This window comes from Pseudomonas serbica (assembly GCF_028823535.1).
Lineage (GTDB): Bacteria > Pseudomonadota > Gammaproteobacteria > Pseudomonadales > Pseudomonadaceae > Aquipseudomonas > Aquipseudomonas serbica.
Genome location: NZ_JAQIYM010000022.1, coordinates 11,679 through 28,714, shown reverse-complemented (window position 1 = coordinate 28,714; position 17,036 = coordinate 11,679). Strand labels below are relative to the sequence as shown.

General features: G+C 60.4%; 15 protein-coding genes. 9 read left to right on the top strand and 6 right to left on the bottom strand.

Going from position 1 to position 17,036, the window contains the following annotated elements:
• Nucleotides 1–9: 9 nt before the first annotated feature.
• The 4 genes from NQL71_RS27635 (at nt 10) to NQL71_RS27620 (ending at nt 5,390) form a co-directional block, all read left to right on the top strand.
• Nucleotides 10–888 (top strand): endonuclease/exonuclease/phosphatase family protein, encoded by an 879-nt coding sequence (locus NQL71_RS27635; RefSeq protein WP_274643670.1) that lies wholly within the window; start codon nt 10–12, stop codon nt 886–888.
• Entirely contained in the window at nt 885–2,819 is a 1,935-nt protein-coding gene (locus tag NQL71_RS27630) for a diguanylate cyclase (protein ID WP_274643669.1), read from the top strand. Before NQL71_RS27635 ends, NQL71_RS27630 begins: the two co-directional genes overlap by 4 nt.
• A gap of 102 nt (nt 2,820–2,921) precedes the next feature.
• The gene (locus tag NQL71_RS27625; RefSeq protein WP_077185111.1) at nt 2,922–3,701 is read left to right on the top strand and encodes an N-acetylmuramoyl-L-alanine amidase; all 780 of its coding nucleotides are present in this window, start codon (nt 2,922–2,924) and stop codon (nt 3,699–3,701) included.
• Between the two features lie 75 nt (nt 3,702–3,776).
• Nucleotides 3,777–5,390: an EAL domain-containing protein gene (locus tag NQL71_RS27620; protein ID WP_046818658.1), complete on the top strand. Its 1,614-nt coding sequence runs from the start codon at nt 3,777–3,779 to the stop codon at nt 5,388–5,390.
• A gap of 6 nt (nt 5,391–5,396) precedes the next feature.
• Here the strand turns inward: NQL71_RS27620 and NQL71_RS27615 are convergent, their stop codons facing one another.
• Nucleotides 5,397–7,187, bottom strand: coding sequence for a KinB sensor domain-containing domain (locus NQL71_RS27615; protein ID WP_046818657.1), 1,791 nt, complete (start codon nt 7,185–7,187; stop codon nt 5,397–5,399).
• 10 nt (nt 7,188–7,197) lie between these two features.
• Nucleotides 7,198–8,544 carry a sigma-54-dependent response regulator transcription factor AlgB gene (algB, locus tag NQL71_RS27610; RefSeq protein WP_046818656.1) on the bottom strand — a complete coding sequence of 449 codons (1,347 nt, stop codon included), beginning with the start codon at nt 8,542–8,544 and terminating at the stop codon, nt 7,198–7,200.
• Between the two features lie 431 nt (nt 8,545–8,975).
• Between algB and NQL71_RS27605 the strand changes: the two genes are divergently transcribed.
• The 5 genes from NQL71_RS27605 to NQL71_RS27585 all read left to right on the top strand — a co-directional run bounded on the left by NQL71_RS27605 (nt 8,976) and on the right by NQL71_RS27585 (nt 13,388).
• Nucleotides 8,976–9,263, top strand: a complete 288-nt coding sequence (locus NQL71_RS27605; protein WP_046818655.1) for a hypothetical protein — start codon at nt 8,976–8,978, stop codon at nt 9,261–9,263.
• A gap of 72 nt (nt 9,264–9,335) precedes the next feature.
• Nucleotides 9,336–9,500, top strand: coding sequence for a DUF1328 domain-containing protein (locus NQL71_RS27600; RefSeq protein WP_003170804.1), 165 nt, complete (start codon nt 9,336–9,338; stop codon nt 9,498–9,500).
• 2 nt (nt 9,501–9,502) lie between these two features.
• Complete coding sequence (locus tag NQL71_RS27595) at nt 9,503–9,967, top strand: inhibitor of vertebrate lysozyme family protein (RefSeq protein ID WP_046818654.1); 465 nt, start codon at nt 9,503–9,505, stop codon at nt 9,965–9,967.
• A gap of 671 nt (nt 9,968–10,638) precedes the next feature.
• Nucleotides 10,639–11,970 carry a glutamate/aspartate:proton symporter GltP gene (gene gltP, locus NQL71_RS27590; RefSeq protein WP_046818653.1) on the top strand — a complete coding sequence of 444 codons (1,332 nt, stop codon included), beginning with the start codon at nt 10,639–10,641 and terminating at the stop codon, nt 11,968–11,970.
• 188 nt (nt 11,971–12,158) lie between these two features.
• Complete coding sequence (locus NQL71_RS27585) at nt 12,159–13,388, top strand: spore maturation protein (protein WP_077185102.1); 1,230 nt, start codon at nt 12,159–12,161, stop codon at nt 13,386–13,388.
• 120 nt (nt 13,389–13,508) lie between these two features.
• Here NQL71_RS27585 and NQL71_RS27580 read toward each other — a convergent pair whose 3' ends face one another.
• The 4 genes from NQL71_RS27580 to NQL71_RS27565 are packed head-to-tail and all read right to left on the bottom strand — an operon-like array spanning nt 13,509 to nt 17,020.
• Nucleotides 13,509–14,135: an ABC-type transport auxiliary lipoprotein family protein gene (locus NQL71_RS27580; RefSeq protein ID WP_077185099.1), complete on the bottom strand. Its 627-nt coding sequence runs from the start codon at nt 14,133–14,135 to the stop codon at nt 13,509–13,511.
• On the bottom strand, nt 14,132–15,070 hold the full coding sequence (locus NQL71_RS27575; RefSeq protein ID WP_046818650.1) for an MlaD family protein: 939 nt from the start codon (nt 15,068–15,070) through the stop codon (nt 14,132–14,134). The genes NQL71_RS27580 and NQL71_RS27575 overlap by 4 nt, the downstream gene beginning before the upstream one ends.
• Nucleotide 15,071: 1 nt before the next feature.
• A complete protein-coding gene (locus NQL71_RS27570; protein WP_046818649.1) occupies nt 15,072–15,875 on the bottom strand; it encodes an ABC transporter ATP-binding protein in 804 nt (267 codons plus the stop codon).
• The gene (locus NQL71_RS27565; RefSeq protein WP_077185096.1) at nt 15,872–17,020 is read right to left on the bottom strand and encodes an ABC transporter permease; all 1,149 of its coding nucleotides are present in this window, start codon (nt 17,018–17,020) and stop codon (nt 15,872–15,874) included. The genes NQL71_RS27570 and NQL71_RS27565 overlap by 4 nt, the downstream gene beginning before the upstream one ends.
• Nucleotides 17,021–17,036: the final 16 nt, after the last annotated feature.

Genomic DNA, 17,036 nt, shown 5'->3' with positions numbered 1-17,036 from the left:
GCGCCTGCCATGCGCCGCTGGGGAACCGAACGTGTCGTTGGCCTGCATGATCCGCGGGTCAACGAGCATCACCTGGAGTCGACGGGCCTGCCCGCAGACAGCCGTCTGCGCTTGCTCAGCTTCAATATCCAGGTCGGCATCAGCACCGAGCGGTATCGGCATTACCTGACCCGGGGCTGGCAACACCTGTTGCCGCACACCGGGCGTGCCGACAATCTGCAAAAGATCGGCAATCTGCTGGGCGATTTCGATCTGGTCGCCCTGCAGGAAGCCGATGGCGGCAGCCTGCGCTCAGGCTACGTCAATCAAGTCGAACACCTGGCCCAGCTCGGCGCCTTCCCTTACTGGTACCAACAACTCAATCGCAACCTCGGTCGCCTGGGCCAGCACAGCAACGGCGTGCTCAGCCGCCTGCGGCCGTGGGCGATCGAGGACCATCCGTTGCCAGGACCGAAAGGTCGCGGGGCGATACTGGTACGTTTCGGTGAAGGCCCGGAAGCGCTGGTGGTGGTCATGATGCACCTGGCACTCGGTGCTCGTGCCCGCAGCCTGCAACTGGCGTACATCCGCGAGCTGATCGGTGGCTACAAGCACCAGGTATTGATGGGTGACATGAACACCCATGCCAGTGACCTGTTGCAAAACTCCCCATTGCGCGACCTGGGCCTGCTGGCCCCGCAACTGGATGCGACATTCCCCAGCTGGCGCCCGCAGCGCTGCCTGGACCATATTCTGCTGAGCCCGAGCCTGACCCTGGAAAAGGTCGAGGTGCTGGCGCAACCCATTTCCGATCACCTGCCGGTCGCGGTAGAAATTCGTCTGCCGGGTTCGCTCACGGCCGATGCATTGCCCGCGTTGAGTCCTGCCCCCCGCGGATCCCATGAATGAGCGACGAAGCACAGCGCTGGAAAGAGAAGTACCTGCATAGCATCGAACAACAGGAAAAGCTCGAACGTCGCTGGGACGCCCGGCTCGACTTGCTGCGCCGGGGCCTGGTACGCAGCACGCTGGCAGCAGAGGGCACCGATCGAGTCGTTGACCAATGCATGAAGGAGATGCGCGACGTCGTGCGCACCGACGACATGGACGCCGGTCTCGCCGCCCTGCTGCCACGCCTGGAAAAAGCCGTACTCGACTCCGAGCAGCGTCGGGAAACCCGGATCAACCAGACCAGCGCCGCCCTCACCGCCCTGGTCACGCAGTTGCAGACGTTGCCGCTGCCCCGGGAAGTGAGTCGCCCCCTCAAGCACTTCGCCAAACAACTGGACAGCCGCGTCAGCCAAGCGCGTGAGATCCCGTTGCTGCTCGGCGAACTGAGCGGGCTGCAAGGCAAGGCCCTGAGCCAGCTGGAGAGCCCGGCGGAACCCGAGCGCCCAGGACTGCTGCAGCGGCTGTTCGGGCAACGTGAAGTCGACGAAGCCTCCCCTGCAGAACAAGCACTTTTCGCGCACACGGGCGAAACCGTTTTGGCGCCTGTGGTCGCGAGCCCGTCAGTCACCGCTGACAGCGCGCCGCACGCAACCCCGCAGATACCGGCTGCAACCCAACCAGTTGCTGTTACGCTAATCCTTGAGCCGCCACAACTGACCGTCCAGCCTGTCGTCACACCCATGGCCCAGGCTGAACAGGCACTCAATCCCGACGAATTGAAGCCGGCGCTGTTGCTCGACACCCTGCCGCTGCCCTCGCCCATGGCCAAGGCCCTGGCAGCCGTCGATCCACAGCAGCCCGAGCAGGACATACTCTACGCCCTGCCCGACTCGCCCGAACCGTCCTACAGCTCGGTGGCCAAACACATCGAAGAGACTTTGTTAGGCCTGCTCGATGACCTGACGCTGCCCGAACGTCATCGCCCGCAAGCCGAATCCATGCGGGAGCGACTGAAAAACGGTTTGAACTGGTACGAATTGCTGCCGATCCTCGACGATCTGGCGACTTTGATGCTGGCAATCTCTGACAGTGGCCAACATGAATTCGAAGCCTATCTGCAGCGGCTCAACGAACGCCTGGAATCGTTCCAGAGCAACCTGCAGGCCGCCAGCGCCGGTCATGCCGACAGCCGAACTGCCGCCCATGCGATGGACACGCAGATTCGTGAACAGGTCGACGGCTTGCAGAGCAGCGTGCAGGAAGCAGCCGACCTGGATGACCTCAAGCACATCCTGGAAAATCATCTGGAAGGCTTGCTCGGCACCATGGACCAGCACCGTCAGCAGCGCGATGAGCGTGAACAGGAGGTGGCAGCCCGCCTGCAGAGCCTGGCCGAACGGGTTGCCCACATGGAACAGGAAGCCCAGGGCTTTCGCGAGCATCTCGAAGAGCAGCGCCAGAAAGCCTTGATCGACCCGCTGACCGGCCTGCCCAACCGCGCGGCCTGGAGCGAACGCCTGGAACATGAAATCGGCCAGTGGCAGCAGCACGGCAATACGCTGATGCTGGCCATGCTCGATCTCGATCACTTCAAGCGCATCAATGACAATTACGGGCACCTGGCGGGTGACAAAGTACTGAAAATCATTGCCAGCGTGCTGCGCAAACGCCTGCGCGGAACGGATTTCATTGCGCGCTTTGGCGGAGAAGAGTTTGTCCTGCTGATGCCGTCCACGGCCCCGGCGAGCGGCCTGAAACTCCTGGAAACCCTGCGCGCCTCGATCGAAGCCTGCCCTTTTCACTTCAGGGGTGAACCGGTCACCGTCACCCTCTCCATGGGCCTGGCTGCGTTCAAACCTGGCGAGCACAGCGATCTGGTGCTGAAAAGAGCCGATCAGGCGCTCTACCGCGCCAAAAATGCTGGGCGCAACCGGGTAGAGATGGGCTGAGGGCTGGTCGCTCCATTTTGTTCAAATCGTTGCGATGGGCCAACACGCACAAGCCAGTACGTTACACTGTTGCATTACTGTCTTTAGCGTGTTGGCTTCCCCATGAAATATCTTGCTCTCATCGTGTCGCTGATCCTCTTGGCCGGCTGCGCCAGCGGTCCCCGCTACGACACCAGCCATGCTTCCGCCAATCACGACAGTCGCATTCAATTCGTCGTGCTGCACTACACCTCGGCTTCGCTGGAGCGCTCGCTTCAACTGCTCACCCATGGTGAAGTCAGCAGTCATTACCTGATCGGCGACAACAAGAGCGCGACCATCTACAAGCTGATGGATGAAAACCTGCGTTCCTGGCACGCCGGGGAAAGCCAATGGCAAGGCCGCACCTGGATGAACTCAAGCTCTATCGGCATCGAAATCGTCAATCCGGGCTTCAAGGACACCCCGACCGGGCGCCTGTGGTACCCCTACACCGAAGCGCAGGTCCAATCCCTGATCGTCCTGCTCAAGGACATCAGCCAGCGCTACGCAATCAACCCTCGTAACATTGTCGGCCATAGCGACATCGCCCCCTTGCGCAAACTCGATCCCGGCCCCCTGTTTCCCTGGAAGCGCCTGGCTGAGCAAGGGATCGGAATATGGCCGAACGAGCAAGCCGTAGCCCGCCAGCAAACCCGGTTTGAAACGCAGCTGCCGAGCATCAGCTGGTACCAGACGCAACTGGCACGCTTCGGTTATGACACGCCGCAAACCGGCGAACTGGACGTCGCAACCCGCCATGTACTGGCGGCTTTCCAGATGCATTTCCGACCGGCGCGCTATGACGGCACGCCGGACGCACAAACGGCTGCGATGCTTCAGGTTTTAAATCAGACAAAATAATGACGATCGCCCGACGGTCAGCACGTTTCTCAAACAGCAGCTATAACTCATTGGTAATTCTTCGGATATTCCATAATGACTGCTGCTCGAGAGACACTCGGAAGTTGGTTCTATCGCCCTTGGTTCCTGGCGATGCTGGCTGCTGTCTTGAGCGCTGCATTGATGATGGCCGGCAGCTACCTCGTGGCCATCCACCAGGTTGAGCAAAACGAAAGCTGGGAAATGAACGCCCAGGGCGAACGTTTTCTCGCCCGGCTGGAGCAGTTGTTCGGGCAGTTGCGCGAAAGCCTCGATGACCTGGAAGCCCAACCACTGCGTAGCTGCGACGACGACATGATCGCGACTCTGCAGCAGGTCAGCTTCAATTATCGCTTCGTCTATGAAGCGGCCTACATGGACGACTCGCGAATCTGCTCCAACCGCCCGCGCCAGGGAGGCTTGTCCCTGATACGCCCCCCGGACATCAAGGGCCCCACCTACAGTTACTGGTTGAACACCACCACCGAGCCCGATGAAAACCGTGCCGCGCTGATGCTCGGTCGCGGCAACTTTCGGGTTGCGACCTCCCGCGGCCATTTGACCGACATGGTCGACCTGTCGCCGGGTAGCAGCCTGCTTGTAGTACTCGACCATGGCACCCGCGCAATTCCGGTACTGGGTGTCGCACAAGCCTGGCCCCCGACTGGAGATTGGCCCCCGAAAACCCGCGATGCACTGCAAGTCACCCAGACTAGCCTGATCTATCGCATGCCCACCGATAACCCGGTATACCAGTTGGTGCTGATCAGCCCGCGCAGTGGCACCCATATACCGCCCGTGTGGTGGTGGCTGCTGCCCGCCTGTGTGTTGTTGGCAGTGTGCGTAGGTTTCCTGGTGTTTCTGCTGGTGCGTCAGCGCCAATCACTGGATGCCGAACTGACCGGCGCCATCCGTCGAGGTGAGTTGCAAGTGCTGTATCAACCGATCTTCGACCTCGACAGCCGCAACTGTGTCGGGGCTGAAGCCTTACTGCGCTGGCGCCGGCCGGATGGCACCCTGACCAGTCCCGACCTGTTCATCCCAATGGCCGAGAACACCGGGCAGATCCGCCAGATGACCGACTTTGTCCTGCAACGCCTGCTCGAGCAGTTGGGGCAACTGCTGCGGGCCAATCCGCAACTTTACATCTCGGTCAACCTGGCGGCCTGCGACGTCATGGTCCCGCGGATCGGCCAAGTGATGGCTCGGCTGTTGACCCTGCACCGGGTCGCGGCCAAGCAGATCGCCTTCGAAGTCACTGAACGCGGATTGATCGACGTGGTGGTGGCCCGGGAAAACCTGCAAGCCTTGCGGGATGTCGGGCATCAGGTACTGATCGATGACTTCGGCACCGGTTATTGCAGCCTCGCCTACCTGCAAACCCTGCCGGTGGATTGCCTGAAGATCGACAAGGCGTTCATCGATGCCCTGGGCCATGACGCGGCGAGCAGCGGCGTCGCCCCGCATATCATCCACATGGCCCAGTCACTGCATTTGAAGGTGATTGCCGAGGGTATCGAGCATGAAGCCCAGGCGGCACTCCTGAGCAGTGAGGGGGTGAAGTTCGGCCAGGGCTGGCTGTTCGCTCATGCACTGAGTGCGGTGCAGTTTATCGAGCTGATTACCCGCGGTCGCCGGATCGCCGGTCGACGCCTGGATGACGAGGCGTAGAAGCGCCTACACAGCCAACGTCATATAGAACTGAGTTCCCTGCCCCGGTCGCGAGTAAACGCCCATCCGGCCACCGTGCAGTTGCACGATTTCCTTGCACAACGCCAGACCGAGCCCGGCCCCGCCTTTCTTGCGGCCGACCTGGACAAAGGGCTCGAAGATCCGCCCCTGCTGCCCATAGGCAATGCCTTCACCGTTATCTTCGACGCTGATGATGACCCGGTCCCCATGCCGCCTGGCTTGCAAGCGAATCAGCCCGCCGGCGGCCGTGTGGCGCAGTGCATTATCGATCAGGTTGTCGAGCACCCGGTCCAGTTGCGGCTGATCGGCTTGCAAGTGTGGCAAGGGGCCCTGGACTTCGACCAACAGCTCGACGCCCTTCTCTTGCGCGCCGTCGGTAAAGCGAATCCGCGCTTGCTCCAGCAAATCATCGATGGAACATGGCGTAAGGGTGAGCTTCTGCAAGCCGTTCTGGTAGCGAGAGAAATTCAGCAAGTCGTTGATCAGTTGCATCAGCCGCTGCATTTCTTCATTGACGGTATCCAGCAGGTCGGCTTCACGGGATTCCTGCGGAAAATGCGCGCGCTCGCGGAACAGGCCGAAGGCCATGTGCATGCCGGTCACGGGGGTGCGCAGTTCGTGGGAGGCACGCAAGACGAACTCGCTGCGCACCCGCTCGAAAGCACGCTGTTCAGTCACATCGTGCAGCACCATCACCGCGCCGAGAATCTGCCCTTGGGTATGAATGACCGGCGTGAGGCTATATGTCAGCAACCGCGTTTCACCATCAACCTCGATATTCAGGTCATCCGGCACCCGCTCCAGTGTGCCGCCACGTAGAACCAGCTGCAGTTGTTCATCAAGCTCGGGGTGCTCCAGCGCCTCCCCCAGGCCTCGCCCGAGTCGATCGGTGTCCCAACCCAACTGACGCTGAGCAACCGGGTTGAGGTGCTCCAGGTGCCCCTGGCGGTCGATCATCAGCAATCCGTCGTCGATGCCATCGAGCACCGCCTGCAAACGCTGCTGTCCCGCCAGCAACTCATCTACGTTGGTGGCCTGATGCTGGCGTAGCGCTTCAGCCATGATCCCGAAGCGCCGGGTCAGCTGATTCAGTTCCACGGCCGACGACACCGGCAGCGTGACGTCGAAATTACCCTGGCCGATATGGTCCGCTGCCTGCGCCAGCGCCTCGATAGGCTCGCCGAAGCGCCGAGCGATGGCGTGCGCGGTCACGAAGCCGATGATCAGTACCGCCAGCCCGACCAGGCCAAGCAGCCCGGCGATCAGCAGCGCACGCTCACGGGCCTCGCGTTCGATGGTGCTGATGCCTTCCAACGCCCGCTTGTGGTCGGTGATCAGACCATTGCGCAGTAAATTGAATTTTTCGGTCAGCTCATCGTTGCCGCTGAGCACGCGCGTTGGGTCAGCGGAATCCTCATACGCACGAATGAAGCTCAGATAGTCGGCCTTGGCCTTTTTGAAACCGTGTCCGAGGCTTTCGTCCGACGGCTCCAGCGCAATGCCCTCCTCCAACAATTCAAGGTAATGCTGTCTGGATGCTTCGAAGGCGGCGCGATCGTTCTTTTCGCTGAGCATGATGATCAACTGGTCGCCCAGCGTCTGACGCAACTTGAGTCCCAGATCCAGGGTGACAAAGTTGTTGCGCACCAGCGCTTCCTGGCTCCCGGCCATCTGCAGCACACTGACCAGCCCGAGCAGCAGACCAAGCAGTGCGACGGTGATCAGCGCGGAAATGCTGAGGAAAAGACGAGTCTGCAACTTCATCGGCAGTTTCATCGCCGCAGACTCACAGGTTGTACTGCTTGCGCTTGCGATACAGTGTCGATGCGTCGATGCCCAAAGTCTTGGCGGCTTGATCCAGGGTACCTGCGGTGGCGAGGACGGCACCGATATGGGCTTTTTCCAGCTCATCAAGACTCAATGGGGCACCAATACGCGGGGCGTTATTGATGGGTGCTTCGGACATGCCCAGGTGGGTGATCTCGACCCTTTCCTGCGGGCAAATGATACTTGCCCGTTCAACCACGTTACGCAGTTCGCGAATGTTACCTGGCCAGCGGTAACCGAGCAGCGCTTCACGGGCCTCGTCGCTGAAGCCCCGAGCCGGACGGGCGTATTCCTTGACGAACCGGGCCAAAAAACGGTCGGCGAGGGTGAGAATGTCTTCACGGCGTTCACGCAGCGGCGGCAGGTGCAACGTGATGACGTTGAGGCGATACAGCAGGTCCTCGCGGAAACGGCCGTCGCGGACCATGTCTTCGAGGTTCTGGTTGGTGGCCGCGAGAATGCGCACATCGGCCCGACGGGTGACGGGATCACCTACCCGCTCGTACTCTTTGTCTTGAATGAAACGCAGCAATTTTGGTTGCAGAACCAAGGGAAAATCGCCGATTTCGTCGAGAAACAATGTACCGCCATCTGCTTGATTGACGCGACCCAACGTACTTTCACTGGCACCGGTAAAAGCTCCGCGGCTATGGCCAAACAGTTCGCTTTCCATAAGCTCGGCAGTGAGCGACGGGCAGTTGATAGTGATGCAGGACTTCTTCGCGCGCTTGCTCCAGCCGTGAATTGCCTGCGACAGCTCGCCCTTCCCCGTTCCGGACTCCCCGAGGATCAGGATGTTGGCATCGGTACCGGCCACCTGGCGAGCCGTCTCGAGCACGACTTTCATCGCCGGGCTGTGGGAGTCCAGTCCGTCCTTGGGTTTACGTATCTCACCTTCCAGCGCCTCCAGACGCGCCGATAGCTGCCGTACTTCCAGTTGCTTGGCCGTGGCCAGGCGTAACTGATCGGGGCTGCATGGCTTGACCAGATAATCGGCGGCACCCGCCTGGATCGCATCCACGGCAGTGTCCACGGCCGAATGCGCAGTGACGATCACTACGCGCATCCACGGCGCCTGGATGCGCATCTGCGCCAGAACGTCCAGGCCGTTGTCCTCTCCCAGGCGCAAATCCAGAAAGCACAGGTCGAAGACTTGGCGCTGCAGCAAGGCTTCCGCTTGCGCGGCGCTGTTAGCGGTCGCCACGCTGTAGCCTTCATCTTCAAGGCAATAGCGGAAGGTTCGCAGGATGGCAGACTCATCGTCCACCAAAAGAATGCGGCCTTGGTGCTCAGTGGCGGATTCCATTTTCCTACGCTCCTTAATGAATGATCTTGGTTAGTCACGGAAAAATCGGGCAAGTTGCATGGTTTATTCTGATCCATTCCTGCCCTGTCAGGGTAGCTATCTCCTGTCCCCTCGCTTCAGATCCGTGTTTGCGCGTTTTTCATAGCAAACCCGCATCAGAGATGCCTTGCGTCCATTTCTGACAGCTGCGCCCTCTTCTCAATTCAAAAATATTGCGAAGTCTTTGCGTCCAGTCGTGCATTACGCACGACCGCACGAGGGCCCATCGTGCAGGATGCGTCAGGTCACCTTTGAGGCATATCTATAAGTAATTGTTTTTTAACGATTTTTTAAAGGAAAAAAGCTGGCATGCAGGCTGCAATAACCTGATTAACGCAGGGCAACAACAAACGCCCTCAACCCGATATCCCCAGCGTGGGAGGAGCTTCAGGATGAATCGTCAACGTGCCGCCCAATTGCATCTCTCGCCACTGCATGTTCAGCAAGGCCTGTTTGCGGTACTTGCACTGTTGATCACCCTGTTCGCCGGTCAACAGTTTCTTCTTTGGGAACAGAGCCAGCAGCCAGAAGCCCCGAGCGTATCGTTTGAACATCCGACCCAAACCCACTTCAGCGCGGCAGGCAGCGGTTTGGCAGATAACGCCCCGATGAGAATGATGGACGTCGATCAGGCACAACCGGCCGATGAGATGCCCCGTCAGGAACGTTGGGTGTTCTAAGCACATTCGACTTGGTGCGCTCGTCGCGCCGGGAATGCAGCACCTTTAAATAGAAACGTAAGGAGAATCACCATGTTGAGCTGGGCAATCACATTCTTGATCATTGCCATTGTCGCCGCAGTCCTGGGCTTCGGTGGTATCGCGGGCACCGCCACGGGTATCGCCAAGATTCTCTTTGTCGTGTTCCTGGTGATGTTCATCGCTTCCTTCTTCTTTGGCCGCCGCGGCCGAGGGTGAACATGAGCGTTTCGTTAAAGACACTGGCAGCCGCCCTGCTTCTGGGCGGTAGTGCCATGGCAACCGCTGCCAATGATGGGCAGGCACGGGTCAACGAGCTCTTGAACGCTGACCCGCAGTATCGCGAAACCTGGCAAGGCGTTGTGAAAAAGGAAGAACGCTTGCCGGAATGGGTGATGAACCTGTCTGGCGATGCCGAACAAATGAACGCCGTTGAAGAGGATGGCGACAAGTATCTGGTGGGACCGCTGTGTCATTCCCAGGCCAGTTGCACCACCGAACGCTTGATCGTCGCCGTCAGTTTCGACAAAAAGGAAGCCTACGCCATGCTGGTCGAAGTACCGGCAGGTTTACCGGCCGACAAGTCACCGACGAGGCACGCCAACTACCGCTTCCTCGGAAAACCGGACCAGGGTATGCAGAACTTGTTAATGGAACAGCTGAAAAAAGATCCAAAGTGGTACTGATTTCCAGACGCGAAAGAAGCACACCGCTTCTTTGCCGCTGCGCCACCTGAGGAAGGCAGGCGCATGACCAAGGGGTCGGGACGTTCTGCCTGTTTCAGGGGCGGAGTGACCTACGGGTACAGGGAGTGCCTGCGCGAGGGCCGGGTCAGGGTGAACCAGCCACGCAAGTTCGCCGGCCACAGGCGGCTCGACGGACTTGCGTAGAGCTTTACTGCTGAGTGCGTTTGATTGGAACAGGCCGTTGGTTTCGTTAGCGGCGCTTCAATTGTGACCGTACATCGAGAAAAATCGCCTTTCTTTTCCCCCCGGATCTCGGCGCGCATCAGAGGTTTTTCCTTCTTTTCAGTCCCCCTCCCCCCTGATCAAAAAACACCCAACCTGCTCTGTGATGGCCGGTTCACGGCACTTATGCCTGCCAATATGTCGCATTCGAACCGGTTGGGACGCGCGTTTCACACAAAAAACCTCATGCCGATTCGGCATAGGGTAGGCGTTTACGGCATTAGACGCCGCATCCTTGCATCGGAATAGTTGCGCCTTTTTTCGCCTGCCAGAGAGCCACTAACAAGCGCTCCGGGGCTCCTTATACGGGGGCAAGTGCTCTGTCGTTTTCGCCACAAGCGGAGCCGGTCGTGCATCTGCCCGAGTCAAACTGAAGTAAGGGTAAAGATATGAAGAAGGCAAAGCTTAGCCTCGCCTGGCAGATCCTCATCGGTCTGGTATTGGGGATTGCAATCGGTGCGCTGCTCAACCATTTCAGTGCCGAAAAAGCCTGGTGGATCAGCAACGTCCTGCAACCAGCGGGCGATATCTTTATCCGTCTGATCAAGATGATCGTGATCCCGATCGTCATCTCTTCCCTGATCGTCGGCATTGCTGGCGTGGGTGATGCCAAGAAACTGGGGCGCATCGGCTTCAAGACCATCGTCTACTTCGAGATCGTCACCACCATCGCCATCGTGGTCGGTCTGCTGCTGGCCAACCTGTTCCATCCAGGTGCCGGCATCGACATGAGCACCCTGGGTACTGTGGACATTTCCAAGTACCAGGCCACCGCGGCCGAGGTTCAGCATGAACACGCGTTCATCGAAACCATCCTCAACCTGATCCCGTCGAACATCTTCGCGGCCATGGTTCGCGGCGAAATGCTACCGATCATCTTCTTCTCCGTGCTGTTCGGTCTCGGCCTGTCGAGCCTGCAGGCGGACCTGCGCGAGCCGCTGGTGAAGATGTTCCAGGGCGTTTCGGAAAGCATGTTCAAGGTCACCCACATGATCATGAACTACGCGCCAATCGGCGTGTTCGCCCTGATCGCGGTGACTGTCGCCAACTTCGGCTTCGCGTCGCTGATTCCGCTGGCCAAACTGGTGATCCTGGTTTATTTCGCCATCGCTTTCTTCGCCTTCGTGGTGCTGGGCCTGATTGCTCGCCTGTTCGGCTTCTCGGTGATCAAGCTGATGCGCATCTTCAAGGATGAGCTGGTACTGGCCTACTCCACCGCCAGTTCCGAAACCGTGCTGCCGCGTGTGATCGAGAAGATGGAAGCTTATGGCGCGCCAAAAGCCATTTGCAGCTTCGTGGTGCCAACCGGTTACTCGTTCAACCTGGACGGCTCGACTCTGTACCAGAGCATTGCAGCCATCTTCATTGCCCAGCTGTACGGCATCGACCTGTCGATCAGCCAGCAATTGCTGCTGGTACTGACCCTGATGGTCACCTCCAAAGGCATCGCCGGCGTACCGGGCGTGTCCTTCGTGGTGCTGCTGGCGACCCTGGGCAGCGTCGGTATCCCGCTCGAAGGCCTGGCTTTCATCGCCGGTGTCGACCGGGTGATGGACATGGCGCGTACCGCTCTGAACGTCATCGGCAACGCCCTGGCCGTGCTGGTCATCGCTCGCTGGGAAGGCATGTACGACGATGCCAAGGGCCAGCGCTACTGGAACTCCCTGCCGCACTGGCGCAGCAAGGAAAAGCTGCCGGCTGGCGAAACCTCCAGCAACTGACACACAACCTGCAGGAGCTGGCTTGCCAGCGAAGAGGCCTTCGAGCCTTGCATCGCCAATGAGGATGCCTTCGCCGGCAAGCCGGTTCCTACAGATGTTTAGCGCATAGACAAACCCCGGAGAAATCCGGGGTTTGTCGTTTCTGGTCACCCCGCTATCATTCGCGCATCTTTTGGGGGATTTGACTGATGCTTAATGGCCTGTGGCTTGGCTTCTTCATCGTGGCGGCCGTGTCGGCGCTGGCGCAATGGCTGATCGGCGGCAACGCCGGGATCTTCGCGGCGATGGTGGAAAGCATCTTCGCCATGGCCAAGTTGTCGGTGGAGGTCATGGTCCTGCTGTTCGGCACGCTCACCCTGTGGCTGGGCTTTCTACGGATCGCCGAGAAAGCCGGGATCGTCGAATGGCTGGCCAAGGCCCTTGGCCCCTTGTTTTTGCGCCTGATGCCGGAAGTCCCGGCCGGCCACCCCGCCATCGGCCTCATTACCCTGAACTTCGCCGCCAACGGCCTGGGCCTGGACAATGCCGCCACGCCCATCGGCCTCAAGGCCATGAAGGCCCTGCAGGAGCTCAACCCCAGCGCAACGATCGCCAGTAACGCGCAGATCCTGTTCCTGGTGCTCAATGCCTCTTCACTGACCCTGCTGCCGGTGACGATCTTCATGTACCGCGCCCAGCAAGGCGCGCCCGACCCGACACTGGTGTTCCTGCCCATCCTGCTCGCTACCAGTTGCTCGACCATTGTCGGCTTCCTGTCCGTGGCCTTCATGCAGCGCCTGCGGGTCTGGGACCCGGTCGTGCTGGCATATCTGATTCCCGGCGCACTTGCCCTCGGTGGTTTCATGGCACTGCTGGGGACGATGTCCGCCGCTGCGCTGGCGGGATTGTCTTCAATCCTCGGTAATTTGACGTTATTTGGACTGATCATGGTGTTTTTGCTGATCGGGGCGCTACGCAAGGTAAAGGTCTACGAGGCGTTCATCGAAGGCGCCAAGGAGGGCTTCGATGTAGCGAAGAACCTGCTGCCGTACCTGGTGGCGATGCTCTGCGCCGTGGGCGTGCTGCGTGCGTCCGGCGCCCTGGATTTCGGCCTGGACGGCATTCGGCACCTGGTGGAGTGGGCTGGTTGGGACACGCGCTTCGTCGATGCGCTGCCGACCGCGATGGTCAAGCCGTTTTCCGGCAGTGCCGCCCGCGCCATGCTGATTGAAACCATGAAAACCTCTGGTGTGGACAGCTTCCCGGCGCTGGTGGCGGCTACGGTTCAAGGCAGTACCGAAACCACGTTTTATGTGCTGGCGGTGTACTTCGGCGCGGTGGGTATCCAGCGCGCGCGGCATGCGGTGGGGTGTGCGTTGTTGGCTGAGTTGGCCGGCGTGCTGGGGGCGATCGGGGTTTGCTACTGGTTCTTCGGATAACCACAACCCCCTGTGGGAGCGGGCTTGCTCGCGAAGGCGTAGTGTCAGGCCACCTGTATTTTGCATGACACACTGCCTTCGCGAGCAAGCCCACTCCCACATTTGGATTTGTATGGCACTTCAAGGTCTCGCGGGCGGCGCTAATTTTTGTCCTTGCTCAACCGCCCAATTCACCACCTGCGCCGTCAGCTGATCACTGGCCTGGCCGAACCCGGCCACCACCGCCGGCACCTGCACATCGCTCAACGGCTGACGCACTTCAAAGCGTTTGCTGGCGAGGATTCGCTGGTCATAACCGCGCACCAATAAGGCGTCCAGGCGCACGACCACGCTGGTGCTGCTGCCCTGATATTCCGTCTGGAATGCCTGCAAACTGCCGCCCATTTCCATATCCGCCTGGAAGTTGCTGTCATCGGTACTCAGCAATGTCACCCGACCATCGCGCTGGAAACCATCGAGCAGGCGATTGCGCAGCAATACCGGCGCCGGGTCGCTCCAGCGCGAGCCCTTGTAGCTGCTGATCACGTCGCCTTGGGGGATGACGGCAATGTTCGGGCTGTTCAACGCTTCGCTGGCCTGGGGTTTGTTCAGGCGCAACGACCAGCGCTGGGGCGTGACGTGACTGGCCGAAGCGCTGCTTTGCACCGATGGCAATCGATAGAGATCGAAGGGTTCCGACTTGGGCAGGATCGAGCACGAACTGATCAAGGTGAAGCTGGCGAGGAGGGCGAGGCAGGTTAGCTTCATGGGGTGAATTCCTTGCTCTTGTCACTGCCCAGCAGGTAGCCGCTGGGGTTGGATTCCAGGCGCTGAGAAATGGCCCGCAACGAGGTGAGGGTTTCCCGCAGTTCACGCACCGCCGGCGCCAGGCCATTGAGACCTTGCATGCCGTTGTTGAGTGATTCCTGATTGGTGCTCAGCAGCTGGTTGATCGTCGCGGTGCTCTGTTCCAGCGACTTCATGGCCTGTCCGGCGCTGCCGAACATCTGCTTGCCCTGGTCATTGAGCAAGCCGTTGGCGTTACGCATCAACGCCGACGTCTGTTCCATCATGGTGCTGGCCTGCTTGCCGACCGAGGACAGTTGCTGCATGGCCTGGCGAATATCGCCGCGCTGGTCGGCAATGACCCCGGTGGTTTGCTCAAGATGCTCCAGGGTCTTGCTGATGCGCTCGATGTTTTCCGTGGAAAACATCAGGTTCGCGTTGTGCATCAGCGTATTCACCCCGGCCATCAGGTCGTTGCTGTCATTGAGCAGGCGGGCGATGGGCGAGGGTGACGCGACGATAGTCGGCAATTTGCCATCCTTGCCTTTGAGCGACGGGCTCTGTGGCGTACCGCCACTGAGCTGGATGATCGAGGTGCCGGTGACGCCGGTCAGCGCCAGTTTGGCCTGGGTGTCTTCCTTGATCGGGGTATCGCCGCCCAGGCGGATCCGCGCCAGCACCCGACGCGGGTCTTTCGGGTCCAGGCGCAGGGACACCACGTCACCGACCTTGATCCCGCTGTACTGCACCGAACTGCCCTTGGACAGGCCGCTGACCGCCTCGTTGAACACGACCTCGTAATCCTTGAACTCGGTGTCGACGCTGGATTTGGCCAACCACAGGCCGAAGAGCAGGGCGCCGGTCACCACGATCACGGTGAACAGGCCGATCAATACATGATGGGCTCGGGTTTCCATGTCAGACCTCGTTGAGCTGTTGAGCGGCACTCAGCGCCGCGCGGCCGCGAGGGCCATGGAAGTATTCGTGTATCCACGCGTCGTCAGTTTCCGAGACCACATCAATGGCATCGGCCACCAGCACTTTCTTCTGCGCCAGCACTGCCACCCGGTCGGTGATGGTGTAGAGCGTGTCGAGGTCGTGGGTCACCAGGAAAACGCTCAGGCCCAGGGCATCACGCAGGGTCAGGATCAGTTGATCGAAGGCGGCGGCACCAATCGGATCGAGGCCGGCGGTGGGTTCGTCGAGAAACAGGATGTCCGGGTCCAGCGCCAGGGCCCGCGCCAGGGCCGCACGCTTGATCATGCCGCCGGACAGAGACGCGGGGTACTTGTCCGCCGCCGACAGCGGCAGGCCGGCGAGGGCCAGTTTTACTGCCGCCAGATGCTCGGCATCGTCACGGCTCAGGCCGGCATGTTCGATCAGGGGCAGCGCTACGTTCTCGGTCACGGTCAACGAAGAGAACAGGGCGCCTTTCTGGAACAGCACGCCGAAGCGCCGTTCGATCAGCGAGCGCTCGTGCTCGGGCAGGGCCGGCAGGTTTTTCCCGAAGACCTTCACCATACCCTCGCTGGGCTGGCGCAACCCGACAATGCTGCGCAGCAGTACCGATTTGCCGCTGCCGGAACCGCCGACCACGGCAAGGATTTCGCCTTTGTACAAATCCAGATCGAGGTTCTCGTGCACGCTCTGGCTGCCAAAACGATTGCACAGCCCACGCACTTCGATCACCGCCTCGGCGGGGGCTCGGGGTACACGACTCACCAGCTCATCTCCATGAAAAACAGCGCGGCCACGGCGTCGAGCACGATCACCACGAAAATCGATTGCACCACGCTCGAGGTGGTGTGGGCGCCGACGGACTCGGCGCTGCCGCTGACCTTGAAGCCTTCCAGGCAACCGATCGCGGCAATCAGAAAGGCGAAGATCGGCGCTTTGACGATCCCCACCAGAAAGTGCTGGACGCCGATGTCCGACTGCAGTAACGCCAGGAACATCGCTGGCGAAATATCCAGCGATACCGCGCAGACGACGCCGCCGCCGACAATCCCCGAGACCATCGCCAGGAAGGTCAACATCGGCAACGAGACCAGCAAGGCCAAAACCCGCGGCACCACCAGCAACTCGATCGGGTCGAGGCCCAGGGTGCGGATGGCGTCGATTTCCTCGTTGGCCTTCATCGAGCCGATCTGCGCGGTGAACGCGCTGGCGGTGCGCCCGGCCATCAGGATCGCGGTCAGCAGCACGCCGAATTCACGCAGGAAGGCAAACGCCACCAGGTCCACCGTGAACACGCTGGCGCCGAACGTGGTCAGCACCGTCGCCCCGAGAAACGCCACCACGGCGCCCACCAGAAAGGTCAGCAGGGCAACGATGGGCGCGGCGTCGAGGCCGGTCTGTTCGATGTGCGCCACCATCGGCGTGATGCGCCAGCGGCTGGGACGCAACAGGCCACGGACGATGGTTTCCAGGATCAGGCCGACGAACCCCAGCAGTTGCAGGGTGTCCTGCCAGACCGTGTCCACCGCGCGACCAATGCGGGTCAGCAATTGAATGCCGACGCTGATTTCCGGCTCCTTGAGCGGCACGCAGAAATCCGTCAGCGACTGATAGACGGTTTGCAACAACGCGCGGTCGGCAGAGGAGAGGGTGCAATCGGGATGTTCGGCGGAGCGGCCCAGGCGCTCCGAGCCCAGCAGCTCCACCAGCAGCGAGGCACCGGCCGTATCCAGGGCGCCAAGGCCGTTGAGATCGATGCGGGTGCTGTCGTCGTACTGGCCTTCGAGCTTTTCGCTCAGGTGCTTGAGGTCGGCGTAATGGGCGAGCGTCCAGTCTCCCGTCACCCGAATCTGCGGCGGGGAGTGCGAGGAGTCCAATTGGGCATTGCCGGCCGTTGTGCTGCTGGTCATAAGCTCCGTGCTTTTT

Excerpts from the sequence above, each read along its gene's own strand:
- NQL71_RS27605 (WP_046818655.1), top strand. The coding sequence starts at position 8,976 with ATGAATCGTCAACGTGCCGCCCAATTGCATCTCTCGCCACTGCATGTT.
- NQL71_RS27585 (WP_077185102.1), top strand. The coding sequence starts at position 12,159 with ATGCTTAATGGCCTGTGGCTTGGCTTCTTCATCGTGGCGGCCGTGTCG.
- NQL71_RS27630 (WP_274643669.1), top strand. The coding sequence starts at position 885 with ATGAGCGACGAAGCACAGCGCTGGAAAGAGAAGTACCTGCATAGCATC.
- NQL71_RS27615 (WP_046818657.1), bottom strand. The coding sequence starts at position 7,187 with ATGAAACTGCCGATGAAGTTGCAGACTCGTCTTTTCCTCAGCATTTCC.
- NQL71_RS27580 (WP_077185099.1), bottom strand. The coding sequence starts at position 14,135 with ATGAAGCTAACCTGCCTCGCCCTCCTCGCCAGCTTCACCTTGATCAGT.
- algB (WP_046818656.1), bottom strand. The coding sequence starts at position 8,544 with ATGGAATCCGCCACTGAGCACCAAGGCCGCATTCTTTTGGTGGACGAT.
- NQL71_RS27565 (WP_077185096.1), bottom strand. The coding sequence starts at position 17,020 with ATGACCAGCAGCACAACGGCCGGCAATGCCCAATTGGACTCCTCGCAC.
- NQL71_RS27620 (WP_046818658.1), top strand. The coding sequence starts at position 3,777 with ATGACTGCTGCTCGAGAGACACTCGGAAGTTGGTTCTATCGCCCTTGG.
- gltP (WP_046818653.1), top strand. The coding sequence starts at position 10,639 with ATGAAGAAGGCAAAGCTTAGCCTCGCCTGGCAGATCCTCATCGGTCTG.
- NQL71_RS27595 (WP_046818654.1), top strand. The coding sequence starts at position 9,503 with ATGAGCGTTTCGTTAAAGACACTGGCAGCCGCCCTGCTTCTGGGCGGT.
- NQL71_RS27600 (WP_003170804.1), top strand. The coding sequence starts at position 9,336 with ATGTTGAGCTGGGCAATCACATTCTTGATCATTGCCATTGTCGCCGCA.
- NQL71_RS27635 (WP_274643670.1), top strand. The coding sequence starts at position 10 with ATGCGCCGCTGGGGAACCGAACGTGTCGTTGGCCTGCATGATCCGCGG.
- NQL71_RS27625 (WP_077185111.1), top strand. The coding sequence starts at position 2,922 with ATGAAATATCTTGCTCTCATCGTGTCGCTGATCCTCTTGGCCGGCTGC.
- NQL71_RS27575 (WP_046818650.1), bottom strand. The coding sequence starts at position 15,070 with ATGGAAACCCGAGCCCATCATGTATTGATCGGCCTGTTCACCGTGATC.